This window comes from Micromonospora sp. NPDC049101 (assembly GCF_040648675.1).
Classification (GTDB): Bacteria; Actinomycetota; Actinomycetes; order Mycobacteriales; family Micromonosporaceae; genus Micromonospora.
The window spans coordinates 88,317-109,506 of sequence record NZ_JBEZED010000018.1 but is presented as its reverse complement, the minus strand read 5'-3'; the positions used below and the strand labels follow the sequence as shown (position 1 = coordinate 109,506).

10 protein-coding genes are annotated in these 21,190 nt (G+C 71.2%); all 10 read left to right on the top strand.

The genetic code is table 11. From position 1 onward, the window contains the following. The first annotated feature begins 813 nt into the window (after nt 1-813). Nucleotides 814-8,190, top strand: a complete 7,377-nt coding sequence (locus AB0B57_RS23945; protein ID WP_357073805.1) for an SDR family NAD(P)-dependent oxidoreductase — start codon at nt 814-816, stop codon at nt 8,188-8,190. Nucleotides 8,191-8,263: 73 nt separating this feature from the next. Next, the gene (locus AB0B57_RS23940) at nt 8,264-13,033 is read left to right on the top strand and encodes a beta-ketoacyl synthase N-terminal-like domain-containing protein (protein WP_357073802.1); all 4,770 of its coding nucleotides are present in this window, start codon (nt 8,264-8,266) and stop codon (nt 13,031-13,033) included. A 38-nt stretch (nt 13,034-13,071) separates the two neighbouring features. Continuing rightward, nucleotides 13,072-13,416, top strand: a complete 345-nt coding sequence (locus AB0B57_RS23935) for an acyl carrier protein (RefSeq protein WP_357073799.1) — start codon at nt 13,072-13,074, stop codon at nt 13,414-13,416. A gap of 2 nt (nt 13,417-13,418) precedes the next feature. After that, nucleotides 13,419-14,258, top strand: a complete 840-nt coding sequence (locus AB0B57_RS23930) for an alpha/beta hydrolase (protein ID WP_357073964.1) — start codon at nt 13,419-13,421, stop codon at nt 14,256-14,258. Nucleotides 14,259-14,284: 26 nt separating this feature from the next. After that, nucleotides 14,285-15,247 (top strand): sulfotransferase domain-containing protein, encoded by a 963-nt coding sequence (locus tag AB0B57_RS23925; protein ID WP_357073796.1) that lies wholly within the window; start codon nt 14,285-14,287, stop codon nt 15,245-15,247. Between the two features lie 55 nt (nt 15,248-15,302). Next, entirely contained in the window at nt 15,303-17,120 is a 1,818-nt protein-coding gene (locus tag AB0B57_RS23920) for a hypothetical protein (protein WP_357073793.1), read from the top strand. 114 nt (nt 17,121-17,234) lie between these two features. Then, the gene (locus AB0B57_RS23915) at nt 17,235-18,257 is read left to right on the top strand and encodes a PHB depolymerase family esterase (RefSeq protein ID WP_357073790.1); all 1,023 of its coding nucleotides are present in this window, start codon (nt 17,235-17,237) and stop codon (nt 18,255-18,257) included. Nucleotides 18,258-18,304: 47 nt separating this feature from the next. Then, the gene (locus AB0B57_RS23910) at nt 18,305-19,450 is read left to right on the top strand and encodes an ABC transporter ATP-binding protein (protein ID WP_357073787.1); all 1,146 of its coding nucleotides are present in this window, start codon (nt 18,305-18,307) and stop codon (nt 19,448-19,450) included. Further along, nucleotides 19,447-20,277: an ABC transporter permease gene (locus tag AB0B57_RS23905; protein ID WP_357073784.1), complete on the top strand. Its 831-nt coding sequence runs from the start codon at nt 19,447-19,449 to the stop codon at nt 20,275-20,277. The genes AB0B57_RS23910 and AB0B57_RS23905 overlap by 4 nt, the downstream gene beginning before the upstream one ends. Before the next feature lie 37 nt (nt 20,278-20,314). Beyond that, nucleotides 20,315-21,172 (top strand): 3'(2'),5'-bisphosphate nucleotidase CysQ, encoded by an 858-nt coding sequence (locus AB0B57_RS23900; protein WP_357073781.1) that lies wholly within the window; start codon nt 20,315-20,317, stop codon nt 21,170-21,172. The last annotated feature ends 18 nt before the right edge of the window (nt 21,173-21,190 follow it).

The window sequence follows — 21,190 nt, the reverse complement described above, 5'->3', positions numbered from 1 at the left end:
CGAGGGCAGGTGGGGTGGGGAGCTGAGGGCTCGGGTTTGGACAGGCGGGTGGGCGGCCCGTCGGCGGGGTCTTGCCGGTGCGGTGATCGCCGACAGGCACCCGGCGGTGCCGCTGGGCACGCGCAGGCGTTGCGGCCCATCGACCCCGAGGGGTGTCGAGGAACGGACGTACGGAGGGATGGCGTGGGGCTCATGTCCTTGAAGGGCTCGCGAAGCACGGCCGGCGCGGCTCGGTGGAACGGACCGGGCCCGGCCAGCGATGGTCGGTTCACGACGGTCCCTGGGCCGCTCCGCGCGATGACAAGGCATTTTGTCGGTCGATTCCCCCCCTCTCCGGTCGGCATTCCGCGCATTCGACGGGGGCCCGACCCAGACAAATTCCATACCCGGCAGATAGGAATGGTTCCGGCCCCAACCAAACCGACCAGCTAAGAGTGCTTTTATAAGCCTGATTGGCAAGGCCATAGTGATCGACATCACTTTTTTGGGGTGGCCGGCAACATATTGGAAATCAAATTAAGTGGATAGTTAACACGATGACCCATGGCAGGGTCGAAGTTGTCGGCCATCCGCCCAGGTCAGGCTGGTATGCCCCGACAGACGGAAGATGTCTCGTGCTTCAGCGGGCTGGCCGGAAGAATCAGCAGGCCAGCGCCCTAGTTAGACAGAGTTAACTGAGCCGTAACTAAGCTGGCTTAACTTAATTGGAGCCCGAGATTGACTAACGCCAATTATCGCGGGCCACCTCCGCGGTTGATCATTTGATTCATTCGGTCGCGTCCGAGAACCGTCGCCACATGAATTGGGAGTCCGATGAGCCCTGCACCGAACACGCGCGATCTGGTGATCGCGATCAGCGCCGGTAGCCTCCTCGAACCCAGTCCCGGCATCGTCACGGCCGCCCGCCACGGCGGCGGTCACGGCGTCCTGGACCTCGCCTCCGGCGACAGCTGGACACTCACCGCCCTGGCCCAGGCCACCGCCGGGTCGAGCGAGCCGATCGGCGTACGCGTGCCGGCCGGCTGCACCGCCACGCAGGCTGACGTGGACCGGGCCGGCCACGGCCTGGTCGATCTCGTTGTCGTACCGCTGGACACACCGTGGCAACTGGCCGACGTGGTCGACAGGTACCGGGTGCTGGTCGAGGTGACCAGCCTCGACGACGCTCGGCTGGCCGTCGCCGCCGGGGCACACGGGCTCATCGCGCGGGGCATGGAGGGTGGCGGCAGGGTCAGCGAGCTCAGCTCGTTCGTCCTACTCCAGCAACTGGCCGCAGCCGACGGCATCGACCTGCCGATCTGGGTCGCCGGCGGCATCGGCCCTCGCACCGCCGTCGCCTGTGTCATCGGCGGCGCGGCCGGCGTCGTCCTGGACAGCCAGCTCGCCCTCATGCCGGAGTCCGAGCTACCGGCGGACGTACGGGGCGCGATCCGCCGGATGGACGGCTCCGAGACGGTCCTGGTCGACGGCGTACGCGGGGTCCGCCGAGGCGGTCCGCACGACAGCGCCTCACAGCTGCTGCCGATCGGCCAGGACGGCTGGCTCGCCGCCGTCTTCGCCCGGCGCTGGCCCGACACCGCCGCAGCCGTACGCGGAATCCGCGCCACCCTGCTCGAAGCGATAGTCGAACCGGCCGCCGGGGACGCCCTGGTGCCTGGTGCCGCCCTCGCCGACGCCCTCAACGTACGGATACCCGTGGTGCAGGGCCCGATGACCCGGGTCAGCGACGAGGCCCCGTTCGCGGCCGCGGTCGCCGCCGACGGTGCGCTGCCCTTCATCGCGCTCGCCCTGTCTGGCGCGGAACAGTCCCGCCGGGTGCTCCGGGAGACCGCCGACCGGCTGGGCGACCGGCCCTGGGGCGTCGGGGTGCTCGGCTTCGCGCCCGACGAGTTGCGCGCGGCACAACTTGCGGCGATCCGGGAGATCAGACCCGCGTGCGCCATCATCGCGGGCGGCCGGCCGTCGCAGGCCACCGAGTTGGAGCGGGACGGGATCAACACCTTCCTGCACGTGCCGTCGCCGGGGTTGCTGCGGCAGTTCCTGCGGGCGGGCGCACGCAAGTTCGTCTTCGAGGGGGCGGAGTGCGGCGGCCACGTCGGCCCGCGGGCGAGCTTTCCCCTGTGGGAGGCGCAGCTGCTGGTGCTGGAGGAGTTCCTGGCGGACACGCCGGACGATGCCGGGCGGCTGCAACTGCTGTTCGCGGGCGGGATCCACGACGCGCGGTCGGCGGCGATGGTCGCCGCGATGGCGGCTCCCCTGACCGGGCGCGGGGCGCAGATCGGGTTGCTGATGGGGACCGCCTACCTCTTCACCCGCGAGGCGGTCGAGGAGGGCGCGATTCAACCCCTGTTCCACCGTGCGGCCATCTCCGCCACCGGCACGTCGCTGCTGGAGACCGCCCCGGGACACGCGACCCGGTGCCTGCCGAGTCCGTTCGTCGACGACTTCCACGGCGTGCGGGAGGAACTGGAATCGGCCGGGGTGGAGAACCGCCAGGTCTGGGAACAACTGGAGCTGCTGAACGTCGGCCGGCTGCGGATCGCCAGCAAGGGCGTACGCCGGGAGGACGACGGCCTGGTGGAGGTCGACGAGGCGGTCCAGGCCGTCGAGGGGATGTTCATGGCCGGCCAGGTCGCGGTGCTGCGCCACGCACCGACCACGGTCGCAGAGCTGCACGAGCAGGTCACCACCGAGGCACGGGAGTTCCACGCGGTACGGACCGCCGCGCTGCGCGCCGAACTCACCCCACCGGCAGTGCCGGTCGACGAGCCGCCCGCGCCACTGGACATCGCCATCGTCGGCATGTCCTGCGTCTTGCCCGGCTCCCCCGACCTGCACAGTTTCTGGCAGACCGTGCTCGGTGGCGCCGATGCGGTCACCGAGGTGCCGGCCGACCGGTGGGACGTCGACACGTACTACGCGCCCGAGGTGGGCCCTGGGCAGGCGGGTCGGATCAGCGTCTCCCGATGGGGCGGGTTCATCGAGCCGGTCCCGTTCGACGCGATCCGCTACGGCATTCCCCCGGCGGCGCTGAGCAGCATCGACCCGACCCAGTTGCTCGCGCTCGAGGTGGCACACCGGGCGCTCGTCGACGCCGGATACCCGTACGACGCGGCCGGCGCGGACCACAGCCAGACCGGGGTGGTGTTCGGTGCCGAGGCCGGCAGCGACATGGGTCACGCCCAGACGCTGCGGACCATGCTTCCGGCCTACCTGGGTGACGTGCCGGCCGAGCTGGAGGACCAACTTCCCACGGTCACCGAGGACAGCTTCCCCGGTGTGCTGGCGAACGTCATCGCGGGTCGGGTCGCCAACCGCCTCGACCTCGGTGGCCCCAATTACACAATCGACGCCGCCTGTGCCTCGTCGCTGGCCGCGATGGACGCCGCGTGCAAGGAACTCAGCGCCGGCAGCAGCGACCTGATGATCTGCGGTGGCGCCGACCTGCACAACGGCATCAACGACTACCTCATGTTCACCTCCGCGCACGCCCTCTCCCCCACCGGGCGGTGCCGTACGTTCGACAGCACCGGCGACGGGATCGCCCTCGGCGAGGGGGTGGCGTGCGTCGTACTGAAGCGGCTGGCCGACGCCGAACGCGACGGCGACCGGATCTACGCCGTGATCAAGGGCGTGGGGAGTTCCAGCGACGGACGGGCGCTCGGGCTCACCGCGCCGAGGGCGAGTGGACAGCGGCGCGCCCTCGACCGGGCCTACCACCGTACCGGCGTCTCGCCCCGGGAGATCGGTCTGGTCGAGGCGCACGGTACCGGCACCGTGGTCGGCGACCGTACCGAACTGGAGACCCTGACCCGGTTCTTCGACGAGGCCGGCGCGGAGCCCGGTAGTTGCGCGCTGGGCTCGGTGAAGTCGCAGATCGGGCACACCAAGTGCGCGGCCGGCCTGGCCGGCGTGATCAAGGCGAGCCTCGCGCTGTACACCGGAGTCAAGCCACCCACCATTCACCTGACCCGGCCGAACCCGGCGTGGAGCCCGGAACGCAGTCCCTTCGCGTTCTACACCAACGCCCGCCCGTGGGTGGCGCCGGCAGCCGAGCGGCTGGCCGGGGTGAGCGCGTTCGGCTTCGGCGGAACGAACTTCCACGCGGTGCTCAGTGCGCACCCGAACGGCCTGGAGCCGCGGCACACGCGGCAGTCCTGGCCGGCGGAACTGTTCTGCTTCCGTGGCGCCGACCGGCCCGCCGCCCAACTGCGGGTACGGCGACTGGTGGAGATGCTGTCGAACCGCGACGAGTTGGGCAGGCCGTGGTCGCTGCGGGACCTGGCCGCGTCCCTGGCCGACGAGGCGGACCACCGGGCGGGCGCGGTCCGGATCGCCATCGTCGCCCGCGACCGGGACGAACTCGCCAAGCTGTTGGACCGGGCCCTGGCCGGCGAACACGACCCGGCGCGCGGACTGGTCCAACCGCCGGACGAGCCGGGGCCGGGCAAGGTGGCCTTCCTCTTTCCCGGTCAGGGAAGCCAGCGGCCGGGTGCCCTGGCCGAACTGTTCGTGGCGTTCCCCGAGATACGGCACTACCTGCGCCTCGGTGCCGAGTGGGCGGACCTGCTCTTCCCGCCGTCGGCGTTCGACCCCGAGACGGCGCGCGAGCAGGAGGACCGGGTACGCGACACCCGGGTCGCCCAACCCGTACTGGGCATCGGCGGCCTCGCGGTCGACCACCTGTTGCGTCGGCTGGGCGTCCGACCCGACCTGACCGGCGGACACAGCTACGGGGAACTGGTCGCGCTCTGCGTGGCCGACGCGTTCGACCCGGAGACCCTGCTCGCGCTGAGCCGGGAACGGGCCGAGGCGATCCTCGCCGCCACCGGCGACGATCCGGGCACCATGGCAGCGGTCACCGCCAGCGACGAGCAGGTCGACCGGGTCCTCACCGAGGCGGGACTGGCCGGCGAGGTTGTCCTGGCCAACCGGAACGCGCCAACGCAGGTGGTGATCTCCGGGCCGACACCCGCCGTCGGGTCGGCGGTGTCGGCGCTGCGCGCGGCCGGGCTGTCGGCCCGGGGACTCTCCGTCGCGTGCGCGTTCCACAGCCCGGTGGTGGCCGCCGGCACCACACGTTTCGCCGAGTCGCTCGCCGCCAGGACGGTACGCGAGCCGGCGATCCCGGTCTGGTCGAACCAGACAGCCGCCCCGTACGACGGTGACGCCGACCGCGTACGTGCACAGCTCGCCGCGCAGATCGGTGCACCCGTGCGTTTCGTCGAGCAGATCGAGTCGATGTACGCCACCGGCGCCCGGACCTTCGTGGAGGCCGGCCCCGGTCAGGTCCTCACCAAACTGGTCCGGGCCGTCCTCGGCGACCGGCCACACCTGGCGGTCGCCGCCGAACCACGTCCCGAGGAGGGACTGCGCGGCTTCCTCGTCACCGTCGCCCAACTGGCCTGTGCCGGCGTACCGGTTCGGACTGGCTGGTTGTTCCAGGGCCGCGACACGGCGGCCCTCGCGACGGCCGAGCCGGTTCGGCGTCCGTTCTGGACGATCGACGGCCAGCTCGTACGCGACCAGTTCGGAAACAGCTTGCCCGGCGGGATGACACCCCCACGACGGATCAAGGAGTTGTCGATGACCGCATCGAACGGGACCACCTTCGGTAACCGGGACGGCCGCGACGAGTTGCTGAGCGAGTTCCTGCGCACCAGCCGGGACATGATCGCCTCGCAGCGGGACGTGATGCTCGCCTACTTCGGCGACGGTGTGGGTGGGCGGCTGGTGTGGCAGCCCACCCAGGCGTACCCGCCCGTGGTGCTACCGGGTCAGGAGAGCGAGGTCGCCCAGGTCACGACGACGGTGGTGGCGGCCGCTCCCCCGGCCGCACCGGCGGTCGCGGTCGACGTGACCGCCGTACCTGTCGCCGCGTCCGGTCCCGACTTCCAGACCGCGATCCTCGAAGTGATCAGCGAACGCACCGGCTACCCGGTCGACCTCATCGAACTCGACCTCGACCTCGAAGCCGACCTCAGCATCGACTCCATCAAACGCGCCGAAGTCGCCGGCGAGGTCGCCGCCCGACTACGCCTCGCCGTCGAAGGCGACGAAGCCGAACTCGAAGACCTCGTCAAGGCCCGCACCGTACGCACCATGGTCGACTGGCTCAACCAGAAGATGCGGTCGACGACGAGCACCACCGTGATCCACGCGACCGCGGTACTCGGCCCGGCGAGCGGGTCGGCGCACTCCAACGCTCTGGTCGCGACCAGCACGGTCGTGCTGACCCGCCCCGACTTCCAGACCGCGATCCTCGAAGTGATCAGCGAACGCACCGGCTACCCGGTCGACCTCATCGAACTCGACCTCGACCTGGAAGCCGACCTCAGCATCGACTCCATCAAACGCGCCGAAGTCGCCGGCGAGGTCGCCGCCCGACTACGCCTCGCCGTCGAAGGCGACGAAGCCGAACTCGAAGACCTCGTCAAGGCCCGCACCGTACGCACCATGGTCGACTGGCTCAACCAGAAGATGCAGGGGCAGGCCGTCGGGGCACCGTCAGCGGGTATCGGCACGCTGACGCCGCCCGTAGCGCGCGCGCTCACCACCGCCGCACCCGCGCCGATGACGGCGCCGTCCGGCGGAGCGCCCTCGGCGCTGGCCACGATGAGTCCGGCCAGCGCGCCCGCGCCGATCTCCAGCGCACCCGCGCCGATCGCCTTCGTCGCCGACACCGTGGCGGTCGCTCCGGAGGTCGCCGCCGCCGGCCGCCTGGGGATCACGCCGAAGCGGCTCCTGCCCCAGCCAGGGGTGATCGCGGGTCCGCCCGGGGCGGACGCCGGTTCGCCGCTCGCCGGGACCAGTTTCCTCATCACCGGCGCCGGCCCGGCGCTCGCGTACCTCGCCGAACTCCTGCAGGAGCACGGAGCGGGTGGGCAGACCGGTGTGGTGGACGGGAAGGAGGCCGATCAGCTCGCCTCCTTCGACGGGCTGATCCTGCTCGACGGGTTGACCGGCGCCGGCGCCCCCCTGCTGCCGGAGATCTTCCCGTTCCTCAAGCGGGCGCTCGCGACCGGTCCACGCTGGCTGCTGGCGGCCGGGCCGGTTGGCGGGGCCGACCGTACCGACGGACTCGCCGGCCTGTTCCGCACCATCGCCAGGGAATACCCGCAGGTCACGGCCAGGTACGTCGAGGTCGACGCGGCCGCCGACCCGCAGCGGATCGCCCGACACCTGCTCGACGAGCTGCTGGTCGGCGGGGACGCACCGGTTGTCGCACGGGACGAGACCGAGCGGACGGCGATCGACCTCGCACCGGTGCCGCTGGGAGCGGTGGCAACGAGCGGTGCTGGGCCGGCCGGTGACGGTGCCTCCGAGGCCGCGGCGATCGGCCTCGACCGGGATTCGGTGGTCGTCCTGGTCGGCGGGGCACGCGGGATCACGCCGTGGTTCGCCCGTACGGTCGCCATGGCGAGCCGCTGCCGGATCGAGTTGGTCGGCCGTACGCCGCTGCCGACCGAGCCGGAGGATCCAGACCTGGTGTCGGCCCGGGACAAGGCGTCGTTGCGTGCCGCGCTCGCCCGCCGGGGGATGCGGTCACCGGCGGAGATCGAACGCGCCGCGCAGGCGGTCCTGGCCGCCCGTGAGGTCGAGGCCACCCTCAGCGAGCTACGGGAACTGGGCAGCGAGGTGCGCTACCACGCCCTCGACGTGCGGGACGCGTCGGCGACCCGGGGCCTGCTACTGGATGTCGAGCGTACGCACGGCCGGGTCGACGGCGTCGTGTACGCGGCCGGCATGATCGAGGACAAGCTGATCGCCGAGAAGGACCCGCAGTCGTTCGCCCGGGTGTTCGGCACCAAGGTGGACGGTGCCCGCTCGGTGCTGGCCGGGATCGACGAGCTGGGCTCCGCACCCCGCTTCGTGGTGCTGTTCGGCAGCATCGCCGCGGCGTACGGCAATCGGGGTCAGGGCGACTACGCCGCGGCGAACGACGCGATCGACGCGATCGGCACCCGGTGGGCGGACGCCACCGGCAACCGCTGCCTGACCGTGCACTGGGGCCCCTGGGCGCCGGGTGCCGGGCATGGCGGGATGGTCACTGACGAGCTGAGCAGGGAGTACGCCCGCCGCGGCATCGAACTGATCGACCCCGAGGCGGGTGCGTTCAGCTTGTTGAGCGAGCTGGCCTGGGGCGATCCGAAGATCAACTCCGTGGTCTACACCGCCTCGGGCTGGTGATCGTGCACGAGGTGCGGCGGCGCCTGAGCCGCCTCCCCGGCAGGCCCGTCGACTGTGCAGCGAGAGGTCGAGGATGAATACGAGCACCGATCGGCGCGACCCGGTCGCGATCGTCGGGATGGCGGCGGTGATGCCCGGCGCCGGTGACCTGGAAAGCTACTGGCGCAACCTGGTCGACGGCGTGGACGCGATCACCGACGTGCCGCCGCACCGGTGGGACGACGAGTTCTACGACCCGGAGCAGGCCCACCGACCGGACCGGATGTACTGCCGGCGGGGCGGGTTCGTCGACGAGTTCGCGAACTTCGAGCCGCTGCGGTTCGGCATCATGCCCGCTTCGGTGGCGGAGATCGAACCGGACCAGCTCATCGCCCTGAACGTGGCCGCCGCCGCGATCGACGATGCCGGCGGTGCGGACCGGCTGCCCGGCGGCGACCGGGTGGGTGTGATCCTCGGGCGAGGCGGCATCCTCAGTCCGGCCCAGGCCCGCTACGCCCAACGGGTGCGGATGTCGAGCCAGGTCATCCAGGTGCTGCGGGAGCTGATCCCGGAGCTGGACCAGAGCCGGCTCGACCTGGTACGCGAGAAGTTCGACGAGCGGCTCGGCCCGTACCAGCCGGAGGGGACGATCGGCCTGGTGCCGAACCTGGCCGCGTCCCGGGTGGCCAACCGGCTCAACCTGCGCGGTCCGGCGTACACCCTGGATGCCGCCTGCGCCTCGTCGCTGATCGCGGTCGACCAGGCGATCACCGAGCTGACCAGCGGGCGGTTGGACGCGGTCCTGGCCGGTGGTGTGCACCACGTGCACGACATCAGCTTCTGGTCGGTGTTCAACCAGTTGCGGGCGCTGTCCCGGCGCGGTGAGAGCCGGCCGTTCCACCGGGAGTCCGACGGCCTGCTGATCGGCGAGGGCACCGGTGTGGTCGTCCTCAAGCGGTGGTCCGACGCGGTCCGGGACGGCGACCGGGTGTACGCCGTGATCCGGGGCAGCGGAATGTCCAGCGACGGCCGCTCGGCGAGCATGTTCAACCCGGCCTCCTCCGGACAGGTGCTGGCCATCCGGCGGGCCTGGGAGGCGGCCGGGCTGGACCCGACCGCGCCGGACGCGGTGGGGTTGCTGGAGGCGCACGGCACCGGCACGCCCACCGGCGACGCGGCCGAACTGGTCTCGGTAGCCGAGGTCTTCGGACCGCACTCGGGTGACGGCCCGCGCCCGGTGATCGGATCGGTCAAGTCGATGATCGGGCACACCATGCCGGCCGCCGGGATCGCCGGCCTGATCAAGGCCACGCTCGCCGTACACCGGGGGGTGCTGCCGCCCACGCTGCACTGCGACGATCCACGCTCGGAGATGGCGGCGACCCGGTTCGCCCCGATCGCGACCGCCCAACCCTGGGAGAGCGACGGGCCGCGTCGCGCCGCGGTGAACGCCTTCGGCTTCGGCGGCATCAACGCACACGTCATCATCGAGCAGCCGCCCGAACCGGCCGGCAGCCGGAACCGGCCGGCCGGCGGCGTCCCGGTGACAGCGGGTGTCGCAGGAGGCGCGGCCTCGGCCACGGCCGGCTCGACGACTGTCGAGGTCACCGAACCGGACCAGGTGCTCTGGCTCGCCGCGCCGGATCCGGTCCGGTTGGCCGGACTGCTGGCCCGCGACGACCACGAGGTACGGGCCCTCGGCACCGCACGGGCCCGGAGCAACAGGCCCGCCAACGGGGCCGAAACGAGCCGGATCGGCATCGTCAACCCCACGGACAAGCTGCTGGCCGTCGCCCGCAAGACGGTGGCCCGAGGTCAGGCATGGCGGGGTGGGCGGGACATCTGGTTCAGTCCGTCGCCGCTGCTGGCCGCCGGCACCGGACGTCTCGCCTTCGTCTTCCCCGGCCTGGAGGCCGAGTTCGCACCGCGTACCGCGGATATCGCCGGGCACTTCGGGCTACCGGACCAGCAGTGGTCCGCGGCGGACCTGGGCCGGCACGGCGCCGGGCTGATCGAGGTGGGCAAGCTGCTCGACGAGGCACTGCGCCGCATCGGCGTGCTGCCGGACACGGTCGCGGGACACAGCATCGGCGAGTGGACCGCCGCCGCGACAAGCGGACAGATCAGCACGGCCGAGATGGACGAATTTCTGGAGCTGTTCAACGCCGACTCGGTCGAGGTGTCCGGGTATGTCTTCGCCGCGGTGGGAGCCGGCGCGGAGCGCGTCGCCCCGATGCTCGGCGATTTCCCGGGGGTGGTGCTCTCCCACGACAACGCCCCGGCGCAGTCCGTGGTGAACGGCCCCGAATCCCAGGTGGACCGCCTCGTCGAGGCGCTGCGTACGGAGAACGTGCTGTGCCAGAAGCTGCCGTTCCGGTCGGCCTTCCACACCCCCGTGTTCGCCGACGGCCTCCAGTCGATCGGCGCGGCGCTGCGCCGCTGGGAGGTGCACCCGACCCGGATACCGGTCTGGTCGGCGACCCTGGCGGCACCGTTCCCCGCCGACGAGGCACAGGTCAACGCGCTGTTTGTCCGGCACATGATGGAGCCGGTCTGGTTCCGTCAGACGGTGGGCGCGATGTACGACGCCGGCGTGCGGGTCTTCCTCCAACTCGGCGCCGGACAACTCGCCTCGCTGATCAGCGACAACCTGCGCGGGCGTGACCACCTCGCGATGCCGGTCAACGTGAAGCACCGCAGCGGGCTGGACCAGCTCCGCCGGGTCGCCACCGCGCTCTGGGTGGAGGGCGGCAGCCCGAACCTGAGCGCGCTCGATCCGCCAGCACCGGCGAAGACGACTGGGAAACCGGTACGTCGTGGCCCGTCGATTCCGCTGGACCTGGGTGGACCACTGGTCAGGCTCGGGGCGGGAGCCGCCGGTCTGCTCGGCGTGTCCGTGAACGACACCCGGCCGGGCCACCTTTCCGCCGGTCCGCCGGCTCACGGTGCGGGCGCCCCGGTCGACGCGTCGGCGCCGGCCGGGACGCGCGAGCCGGAGCCGGCGGGCACCGGCGGTAACCCGGCGACGGCGCTGGCCGCACTGCACCGCCTGGCCGGACGGTCCAGCGCGGCGGCGGAACTCGCCGCACTGTTGCAGGACACGGCCCGGGACGCGGTCAGCGTGCTGGACGCCGCCGCACCCGCGCTCCGACCACACCGGCCGGCGGCACCGGTGGCGCCGCTGGGAGGTGTCACGCCACCTCCGAGCGTCCCGCCCGTGACACCCACCGACGCCGCCGTCGTCGTCGGCGCAGGCAACGGCAACGGCAACGGCAACGGCAACGGCAACGCGGGCACGGCCCGGCGGATCACGTTGCGAGTCTCCGTCGAGACCATGCCGTACCTGCGGGATCACTGCTTCTTCGTCCAACCACCGGACTGGCCGAACGTGGAGGACCGGTGGCCGGTGGTGCCGGCGACCACCCTGGTCCAGCACATGGTCGACGCGGCGGAGCAGGCCGTGCCGGGCATGCGGGCGGTGGCCGTACGCGACGCCAGGTTCAACCGTTGGCTGATCGCCGAGCCGGCGCAGGACGTCGAGATCACGGTGAAGCCGTCCGGTGACGGCCTGGTCTCGGTCACCTTCGGCCCGTACGCCCGGTCGACCGTGGAACTCGCCGCGGACTATCCGGCGGACGCGCCCGAGGTGTGGCGGCACGATCCCGCGACCGAACGGCCGCCCCGGATCAGCGCCGAGGAGATGTACGCCGAGCGGCTGATGTTCCACGGCCCGCAGTTCCAGGGTGTCACCGCCGTACACGCCCTCGGCGACATGCACGTGCGGGGAGTGGTCACCGCACCCGTGCCGCCGGGCGCGCTGCTGGACAACGCGCTGCAGCTGATCGGCAACTGGCTCATCACCACCCAGCCGTTCCGTACCGTGGCGTTGCCCGTGGGCCTGGGCCACGTCCGGTACTTCGGTCCCCCGCCGGAGCCCGGTACGGCGTTCGAGTGTGTCGCCCGGGTGCGCTCGATCGACGACGCACAACTCGTCGCGGACACCCAACTGGTGGTCGACGGCCGGGTGTGGGCACAGATCGACGGCGCGGTCGACCGGCGCTTCGACAGCCATCCGCAGGCGCGGCCGGCGGAACGGTTCCCCGAGCGGCATCCGATGTCGCTGATCCAACCCGAGGGCTGGACGATGGCCTTCGACTGCTGGACCGACCTGGTCACCCAGGGCATGGCCGCCCGCGGCATCCTGGGCTCGGCCGCGTACGCGGACTACGAGCGGCAGCCGGCCCGATCTCGCAAGCAGTGGCTGCTGGGCCGGATCGCGGCGAAGGACGCCGTCCGGTTCCGGTTGTGGGAGGACGGCCACAGCGACATCTACCCGATCGAGCTGACGGTGGGCAACGATCCGAGCGGGCGGCCCCGGGTCCACGGACGTCCGGGCCGTGACCTGCGCGACTGCGACGTCTCGCTGGCGCACTGCGCCGAGATCGGGGTTGCCATCGCGAAACCCCGCGACCCGGCGTCGCCACCCGACGCGCCGGGCGTCGGCATCGACGTCGCCGAGATCGCCGACCACCCCGAGAGCACCGTGCACTTCGCCCTGTCCGATGCGGAGACGGCCCTGCTGGACTCGCTCGGCGGCGACGCAGAGGGCCGGCGGCGGTGGTTCACCCGGTTCTGGGCGGCCAAGGAGGCGGTCGGCAAGGCGGAGGGGACCGGACTCGACGGGCGCCCTCGCCGCTTCGCCGTGCGGAACGCCACGGACACGGTGCTGACCGTACAGATCGACGAGCGGAGCTACGTGGTTGAGCACCGCGAGGTCGGCAACCCTGACGACCTGACGCCCCGACGGTACGTCGTCGCCTGGACCTGGGGCCCGCAGACCGGCGCTCTGGCTGATCAACCGTGACCGGCACCCATTCCCGACCATTCGAAGGAGTACGCCCCATGGCCGCCTCGCACGCCGACATCCTCGCCGAACTCACGGAGATCATCCACGCGGTCCTCGGGGACTTCGCCGCCGATGAACCCATCACCATGGACACCACCTTCCGCGACGACCTCGGCATGGAGAGCATCGACGTCGTCTCCCTCGCCGGCCGGCTGCAGGCCCGGTACGGCAACACCGTCAACTTCGCGCATTTCGTCGCCAAGCTGGACCTGGAGACCGTTGGTGAGTTGCGGGTCGGGCAGTTGGTCGAGCACATCTCCCGCTCCCTCGACGCGGACGGGTCCGGCCGGGACGTGCCGACCGGCGCCAGCCCCACCGTCGTCGAGGCGGTCCACTCGTGACGATGATCCGGGCCAACGGGATCGAGGTGCACATCGAGCGCCTCGATCCACCGGCCGACGGGCCGGGCGGGGGCAGCGCCCGGCGGGGTGATCGACCGGCCACCCTGGTGATGATCCACGGGATGGCCTCCGACAGCCTCGCCAGCTGGTATTTCACGCTGGCCAAACCCCTGGCCGATGCCGGGCTGCGGGTCCTGATGTACGACCTGCGGGGGCACGGCCACAGCCAGCGCCCGCCCACCGGCTACGCCCTCGACGACTTCGTCGACGACCTGTCGGCGATGCTGACCGAACTCGACGTCACCGATCCGGTGCACCTGCTCGGCAACTCGTTCGGCGGCACCATCGCGTTCGGCTACGCGATCCGCCACCCGGACCGGGTCGCCTCCGTCGCGGCGATCGAATCGTCACCACCGACCAGGGCCTGGATGGCTCGGGTCGCGCGCCGGCTGGACCGGGCCACCGACCTCCTGCCCCGGCCGGAGGCGTTGGCACAGATCAGCGCCGGTCGGGGGGAACGGGTGGCCCGCCGGGCACGGGCCACCGGCGAGATGCTCGCGACGACCACGCTGGCCAGGGACCTGCCGGCCAGTGCCCTGCCCAGTTCCGCACAGATCAGCGCGATCGGCGTACCGGTGCTCTGCCTCTACGGGGCGAACTCCGCTGTCGTCGAACTGGCACCGGCCGTGGTCCGGCTGCTACCGCAGACACGGTCCGTGGTCCTACCCGGCGAGAAACACACGGTCCTGGTCGACCGGCCGGAGGCGGTCCGCCGGCTCGTCCTGGCCTGGCTCCGCGAGGAGTGCTCCGTTGAGGTGGCCGAGGTGGCCACCGCCCCGTGACAACCCATCGTGCAGGAGGTCCTCGGATGGACACCCCGGTCCCCGGCAGGTCGATAATCATCAGCAACGGCCGGTGCGGCTCGACGCTGCTCTCGGACCTGATCGCCGAGCAGCCCGAGACGCTCTCGGCGCAGGAGTTCTTCATGTCCGTCGCACCCTGGGCGCGCAGTTCCGAGGTCCTTACCGGGGCCGCGTACTGGGCGGTGCTGAGCAGCCCCAAGGCGGAGCTCGCCACCCTCTTCCGGATCGGGCTGCCGCCGAAGGAGGTGCGCTATCCGCTGACCGGTCGGTGGGCGGACCGGATGACCGAGCTGCCGCGGATCCTCGCCATCACCCTGTCGAAGCTGACCGCCGACCCGGACCGGCTCTTCGACCAGCTCGCCGAGCGGGTGCCGGACTTCCCGACGCAGTCGGTCGGCGACCACCACCGGATGTTCCTCGACCTGCTGGCCATGGTGACCGGCAAGCGGCGCTGGGTCGAGCGTTCCGGCGGGTCGAGCCATGTCGCTCCGTACCTGTTGCGGGCATTTCCCGAGGCGAAGGTGGTGTACCTGACCCGCGACCGGGAGGCGACCGCCCGCTCGATGAGCCAGCACTCGTCGTTCCAGCTGATCCAGCTGCGGGTGGAGTTCCTCGGCCGGTGCGGGTTGGATCCGTTCCGGATCGAGCCCGGCCAGTCGGTGCCCGAGGATCTGGAACGGTACCTGCCGGACCGCCTCACCGCCGACCTGCTCCGGGACCGGGGTCAGGACCTGCGCCGCTATCTCGGTCTGAGCGCGTTCCTGACCAGCCAGGCCGAGCAGGCGCTCACCGACCTGCCTCCGCGACATCTGCACCGGATGAGCTACGAGGACCTGGTCGCCGACCCGGTCGGGCAGCTCGGCCTGTTGGCCCGGTTCCTGGAGTTCGAGGACGGGGCGGACTGGGCACAGCGGGTCGCCGGACGGGTGGTCGGTCCCGCTCGGTCCCGCGAGGTCGCCGCGGCCTGACCCGCAACAGTGCCCCACCAATCGTCATGACTTCGTCGAACGAGAGGAACCATTTGTGAAACCATTCCGGATGTCGGGCCGGCGACCGCTCGCCGCGGCCGCCGTACTGGGACTGCTGTTCGTGCTCGCGGCACCGGCGTCGGCCGCCGCGGCGATCGAGGCGGATGCGCCGGGTGCGGCCGGACATCAGCCGAGGTACGAGCGGAAGCTGATCGGGAAGGGCACCCCGGACGAGTGCTTCGCCGGTGTCGGTGTGGCCTATCCAGCCGGTCCTCCGTGCGCCACCGGTCAGTCGAAGGTGAACCAGTCCTACCTGTGGGGCATGACCCAGACCGCGCAGAGCCTGTGGTTCGGCACCGGAGCGAACGTCAACTGCCTGACCAGCGGGCGCAACCTGCGCAACACGACGCCGAACCTGAACGACGACTGGGTGTGCGAGTACGGCGAGAGCCAGATCGCGAAACGCAACCCGACGCTGCCCGCCACTCTTGGCGACCATCGCCCGCCCCGGCTGTACACGTACGACAAACGTTCGCGACGGTTGACGGAGAAGACCGACGCGGTGAAGAACGCCTCCACCACCGACGCCAACCGGCTGAGCACGACTGCCGGAATCCGGGCCGCCGGCACCCATCAGGGGGTGGCGTTCCTGGGTGGGCCCGCCCTGGGCGAAAGCATCAACCTGTTCGCCTTCGACACCGGCACCGGCGCCTTCCTCGGGTCGGTCAACCTGCTGGAGTACGGCAACATCCGCCACTTCGTGGTGGCCGACGGCGCGCTCTACGCGGGTGTCGGGGTGGGCGCGAACGGCGGCAACCGGGGGCACGTGCTGCGCTGGACCGGCTCCCGGAGCAACCCGTTCAGTTTCGTCGAGGTCGCGAACCTGCCGGCCCAGGCCGCGGATCTCACCGTGCACGACGGGCGGATCTTCGTGACGACCTGGACGGGTTCCGGTGACGACGCCCTGGCGGCGGCCGTGCCCGGCACGGCCGACGAGCCGCTGTCCGGGGTCGCCGGGGTGTGGATGAGCCCGAAGCTGTCGCAGGGGGAACGCGGTCTCACACCGGCCGACGCCGACAGCTGGACCCAGGTCTGGTCGGTCGACGGGTACGAGCCCGACCCGGTGGTGGCCCGCACCTACGCCCTGGGTGGGCTCGCCTCCTTCAACGGCTATCTCTACTGGGGCACGATGCACGTGCCGATGAAGGCGACCACCGTGCACATCGCGACCTACCCACCGGCGGACGAGACCGCGCTGCGCACGACGGTACGCAGCACGCAGCGGGCGATCAGCATCTTCCGAGGTAAGAGCTTCGGCGGCAGCCACCAGAAGGTGGACCTGTTGTACGGCGCACCCCAGTTGCCCGCCTACGACCCGGCGGGCAACGGCGGCGCGGGCCTGTGGGCCGCCGCCTCGACCGGCTACACCCCGCTGTACGGCCCGTCGGGCATGGGCAACCCGTACAACAACTACACCTGGAAGATGGTGGTGGCGGGCGGGAAACTCTACGTGGGCACCATGGACTGGAGCTACATCTCCAAGGACCTGGGCCAGGAGACCGCCCGGCTGTTGGGTGTCACCGGTCCGGCCGCGGCCGAGCTCGGCGACGCCTCCGTGTTGGCCGACGACCCCCCGCCGGCACCGGTCTACGGCGGCGACCTCTTCGTGTTCGACTCGACCAGCAAGCCGGCCACCGTGGTGGACAACAGCGGGCTCGGCAACTATCTGAACTACGGGATCCGCAACATGGTCGCCGACGGGTCGACCCTCTACCTGGGCATGGCCAATCCGATGAACCTGCGTACGGACCCCGACGACGACGTTCCCGAGGGCGGCTGGGAGCTGATCCAGCTCAGTGTGCAGCACTGTTAGCCGGTTGGCCCCGCCCGTGCGTCGTGGGCAGCCACGGGCGGGGCCGACCGCACGGATACACCATCCAGTACAAATCCTTACAAATCCCGAACATCCCTATGCCAGGGTGCGAATATGACGCAAATTAGTAGATCTTGGACTAGCCGCTCGGTTCGGTATGGCCGGTGGCGACACCTGCTCGCGGTCCTGCCGCTCGTCGGAGCGCTCACCCTGCTGGCCGGTTGCGGGATGTTCCGGGACGACCCGAAGCCGCACGACGTCGGGCCGGTGTCCACCATGCCGAGCGGCACCTCGACGCACACCCTCGTGATCGACGGGCAGGAGCGCGGCTTCCGCCTCTACCTACCGGCGAACCTCGCCCGGTCGACCGGAGTTCCGTTGGTGGTCATGCTGCACGGCGCGCTGGGCACGGGCAGTCAGGCCGAAACCGCGTACGGCTGGAACGCGATGGCGGACCGCGAGGGCTTTGTCGTCGCGTACCCCGACGGGTTGAGCCGTTCCTGGGCGGTGAGCCCGGACTGCTGCGGCCCGCCGGCCCGCGACGGCGTGGACGACGTGGCCTTCATCCAGCAGCTGGTCTCCACCGTGGCCGACCAGCTCCCGGTGGACCGCGCCCGGGTCTACGCCACCGGGATCTCCAACGGCGGGATGCTCGCATACCGCCTGGCGTGCGACACGAAGCTGTTCGCCGCGATCGGACCGGTGGCGGCGACCCAACTCGGCCCCTGCCCATCCCCCGCACCGACCTCCGTGATCCACATCCACGGGACGGCGGACCAGACAGTGCCGCTCGACGGTGGTCCGGGCAAACGGGACAACGACGGGACCGGACGCAATCCGGTCAAGATCGACGGCCCGCCCATCCCCGACCTGCTCGGCCAGTGGCGGAAGACCGACGGATGCGACGCGCCGGTGACCACCGCCTCGGGCCTGGTCAGCACCTCGACCGCCACCTGCCCCGGGGGACGCGCTGTCGAGTTGGTCACCGTCGACGACGCCGGCCATCAGTGGCCCGGCGCCGCCGGCCCCAGACCGGAGGCGCAACGCCTCCTCGGCCTGGATCCACCCGCGACCGCACTGGACGCGACCGAGACCATCTGGCGTTTCTTCGACACACACGCACGAACCGGCGGCTGACCCGACCGGCGCCCATCCACCCGACAACTCAGGACAGGGAGCAGCAGATGCCCAGCAGTGGTGGCGGCCCGGCCGCGGTCGAGGTCGCCGACCTCGTCAAACGCTATCCCGGGAGCACGACCCCAGCCGTGGACGGGCTGTCCTTCACCGTGGCCCCCGGCGAGATCTTCGGGCTGCTGGGACCGAACGGTGCCGGCAAGTCGACCACCATCGGCATCCTCACCACCCGGCTGCGGGCGTCCGCGGGCCGGGCGTTGGTCGGCGGGGTCGACGTGGTCGGCGACCCGGTCGCGGCCCGTGCCCAGTTGGCCGTCGTACCCCAGCACAACAACCTGGACCGCTCGCTGACGCCACGACAGAACCTGCTGTACCACGCCGCGTACCACGGTGTCGGCCGCGCCGTACGCAACGCCCGGGCCGATGCGCTGCTGGACCGTTTCGGCCTGACGGATCGGGCGGACAAGCGGATCGAGGCGTACTCGGGCGGCATGGCGCAACGGCTCATGATCGCCCGGGCACTGATCCACGAACCGGCGGTGCTCTTCCTCGACGAGCCCACCAACGGGCTCGACCCACAGTCCCGGCGGTCGATCTGGAGCCAGATCCGCGAGATGCGCGGGCGCGGCGTGACGGTCGTGCTGACCACGCACCAGATGAACGCGGCCGCTGCCCTGATCGACCGGGTCGGCATCGTCGACCAGGGCCGGCTGCTCACCCTGGACACGCCGGGCAACCTGGTCAGAGGGCTCGCCGGACGTTCGATCCTCGACCTGACGGTCACCCCGGCCGCGCATGACGAACCGGACGAGCTGTTGCGTGCGCTTTCCGAGGTCGCCGGCGTACGCAAGGGTGAACGGCTCGCCGCGGCCGCACCGCCCGGCGGTGGCGCCGCCAACCTCCGCTCCGGCCTCGGCCTCGGCCTCGGGGGCGGCGCGGGGTTCGGCGCGGGTACGCCGGCCGCCGCACTGGCCGCACTGGCCCGCCGGGAACGGGCGGTCGCCACGCTCACCCCCGACCCCGGCGGGCGTCAGCGCGTCCGGATCCGGCTGCATCTCGCCACCGACCCGGCCACCGTGCTCGGGCCGGCGCTCGCCATCGTGACCACACGGTCGGCGACCCTCACCGACGTCCACATCGCCGAGCCAAGCCTCGAAGACGTCTTCATCGGACTGACCGGAAGGGACCCACGGTGACCGACCTCGACGCTCCGCCGGCAGCGGCGACGAGCACCACGGCGACACGTCCGAGACCCAGCGCGCACCGGGTCTTCCTGGCCATCCTGCGCCGGGACCTGCTGGTCACCGGTAAGGAACTCTGGGTCATCCTGGTCCAGGTCGGCCTCACCCCGCTGTTCATGCTCTTCGTCTTCGTCAAGGTGCTCGGCGGGCAGGGCGTCGTCGCCGGGAACTTCGCCGACCTGTTCCTGCCCGGCATCATCGCGCTCGCCGCGCTCACCACCGCGTTGCAGAGCGTCGCGCTGCCACTGGTGAAGGAGTTCGGCTTCACCCGGGAGATCGAGGACCGGCTTCTCGCCCCGCTGTCGACGAACCTGGTCGCCGTCGGCAAGCTCGTGGTCGCGATGCTGCGCGGGCTCATCGCCGCAGCCCTCATCTACCCGCTGGGCGCGCTGATGGTCGGCTCGGCACCCTGGCAGCCCGGACGACTGCCGATGGTCCTGCTGACGGTCCTGCTCGGCGGATGGATCGGGGGCGGCATCGGCATGACATTGGCGACGATTCTGCCCATCCAACGGATCAACATCACGTTCTCGCTGGTCGTGACCCCGATCATCTGGACCGGTTGCATCCACTACCCGTGGCCACGGCTCTCCTCGATGCCCTGGTTCCAGACGGTCACCGCCCTCAACCCGATGACCTACGTCTCCGAGGGCGTACGCGGTGCCATGTTGCCCGGCGTCGCGCACATACCGGCCTGGGTCTGTCTGCTGGTCCTGACCGGGGTGGCCGCGATGGTCACGGTCACCAGCGTACGAAGCTTCAGTCGGCGTGCCGTCCAGTGAACGGCACGGTCCACGCGTCTACCGGAGGTGCTCGTCGATGAACGTGCTGGAACCCCCCAGGTCCGAAGCCCCCGCGTCGGATGGCGCGTTCGCCGCCTGGCTGGCCGAGCGGGCCGGCCGGTTGCTGCTGCGCGTCCGCGCCGAACACGGTCACGCCGACCCGGTCGCGTTGAAGCGCGCGGGTGACCGGGCGTCGCACCAACTGCTGCGCGACGAACTGGCCCGGTGCAGAAGCGCCGACGCCGTGCTCTCGGAGGAGGACGACGGCGCACGGCAGGCCTGGGCCACGGATGCGGCCGGCCCCCCGCCGGAGCGGCTGGCCGCCAACCGGGTATGGATCATCGACCCGTTGGATGGGACCCGCGAGTTCTCCGAGCCGGGCCGGACGGACTGGGCGGTGCATGTCGCACTCTGGCAACGGAACGCGCTGACGGAGCACCGCCTCGTCGCAGGGGCCATCGCCCTGCCGGCCCAGCACCGTACCCTCGGCACCGAGACACCCCCACCCCCGCCGACGACGCTCAGCGGTCGGACGATCCGGTTGGCGGCGAGTCGGAGTCGGCCGCCGGCGTTCCTGACCGAGTTGGCGGCCCAGGTCGGGGCGGAGTTGGTCCCGATGGGGTCGGCGGGGGCGAAGATCGCCGCAGTGATCAGTGGCGAGGTCGACGCGTACGTGCACGCGGGCGGTCAGTACGAGTGGGATTCGGCGGCGCCGGTGGCGGTGGCGACGGCCACGGGACTGCACGCTTCCCGCATCGATGGATCAGCGTTGAGCTACAACGAGGCAGATCCGCGGCTGCCGGATCTGGTCGTGTGCCAGCCGGAACTGGCCACCCCGCTCCTCGCCGCGCTGCGGCAACACCTGACCCGCACGCCGGCAACGGCAGCCGGCTGACCCCCGATGGAGACGGTG